Genomic DNA, 1,638 nt, shown 5'->3' with positions numbered 1-1,638 from the left:
GGCGGGTGGGGTGGTGGTGTGGTTGGTTGCGGGGTGGGGGCGGGTTTTCAACTCTTGTCGGATGTCGGTCTTTCGTGTAGCTACGACAGCAGCATGGCGTTGACCTGCTGTGCTTAGAGTGCACAGAGGGTTCTGCATCGTTGAGTGGTATGGCGCCTGACCTGATCTGGTTCGTCAGGAGACCTGATTGCGCGGGTGGTTGGCAGGCCTCTGAGGTGCTGTGCTGTAAGTAGACGGAGGATGTTGTAACTAGAGGCATAAGTTCATGGCTTGGGGGCAAGTCGCGAACCGTGACGTAATTGATCTTGAGGGTGTGGGGGAGTCGGGGCCTGCGGCATGTGGCTTGCGGCGGCTGGCCGGTTGATCTGAGTCCTCTCCGGCTCCGGGGGTGTTGTCAGTCCCCGCCGTCGAGATCGTCGTCTTGAGTCAGTGACATGTGGCGGACGCTGATGCCGGTTCGGCAGCGTGTCGGGCCGATCGTGTCGCGCAGGCGTGTAAACAGGTCTGGGCGGATGAGGAGATCCGCTCCCGTGATTGCGGGCAGGAGAGGCTCGTAGTTTCCGTCGTGGACGAGGTGGCCGTGCCACTGGCGGCAGATCAGTGCTTCTCCTGCGGCGTCGCTGAGGCTGAACCCGCAGATGCCGTCGGTGGGTTCGAGTCCGAGTGTTGCCACGACTCTGGCGGTGGGTGCCAGTACGTAGAGGGGCAGGCCGAGGCCGCTGCCGCGGTGGGGCACATCGACCATGATGGTGGTGCCTGCGTCGGTGAGTGCTGCTAGGGCCTGGTTCTTGGTGCGGATGTGCTCAGTTGCCGTGTCTGGTTGTGTGAGTGCGGGTGCCAGGTGCTTGAGCGGGTGTGTCCACAGTTGCCAGGGAGCCTGGGCGAGGGGAAGCGGGCCGGATGGCGGATCGTCGGTGACGGCCTCCAGCCCGAGTGCGATGCGTACTTGGCGGGCGGGCTGGTCCGGGTGGCGGCGTGCGGGGGTGTGGTGCTGCTCGATCAGGCCGATCTGTACCCAGCCCGCGTGGGGCCCGTCCGCGACTTGAGAAAGGGCAGTGGCGCCTCCCGGCAGGGCCCGCAGGCCCGCCACCGATGAGGAACTGGAAGGCGGCCAGGGCAGTTGCTCCTGGCGGCTGTCACTGAACCAGGGTGCGGGATCGAGCGACCATGCCAGCGCCTCGGGGCGGGTGAGGGGGCGGGGAACACGGGCGAGTTCGGCACGCAGCGCTGCGCTGGGGTCGTCGCGCAGTCGTGCGGCCGCACCGCGTTCAAAAGAGCGTGCGGGGCCGAGGTGGCCGGCTTGGGCGAACGCGACTCGCAGGCCGGCGGCGGCCTGTTGCAGGGCGTCTTCGGCGGCCGCTTCGGCGGCGAGGTAGGCGTCGGGGTACTGAGTGCGGCTGGGGTGGGCCAGCGTGTCCAACTGGGCACTCATCAACGTCTCGACGCGCTCGGACAGGGCCTCGGTGACGAGGGCGATGACTGCCTCGCGAAGCCCTGCCGGAGCGCCGGCGGCGTTGAGGCGGGTGCCCAGATAGTGGTCGATGAGGTTGGCCGCGAACTCCTCGGGGTTGTTCATGCGCTGCCCTCGGTGCTGGCAAGGGCGGCGGAAATGGTGCGTGCGAGTGTCTGATGGGCCGC

The 1,638-nt window shown here is 67.1% G+C and carries 1 protein-coding gene; it reads right to left on the bottom strand.

Annotation, left to right across the window (positions count from 1 at the left end; translation table 11 throughout):
* Nucleotides 1–394: 394 nt before the first annotated feature.
* Nucleotides 395–1,576 (bottom strand): hypothetical protein, encoded by a 1,182-nt coding sequence (locus AB0E98_RS33615; RefSeq protein WP_053665803.1) that lies wholly within the window; start codon nucleotides 1,574–1,576, stop codon nucleotides 395–397.
* Nucleotides 1,577–1,638 lie beyond the last annotated feature (62 nt).

Origin of the sequence: Streptomyces sp. NPDC037389 (genome assembly GCF_040636475.1) — a bacterium.
Lineage (GTDB): Bacteria > Actinomycetota > Actinomycetes > Streptomycetales > Streptomycetaceae > Streptomyces > Streptomyces hesseae.
Note: the sequence above shows the minus strand (reverse complement) of the source record. Positions and strands in the feature narration are given on the sequence as shown.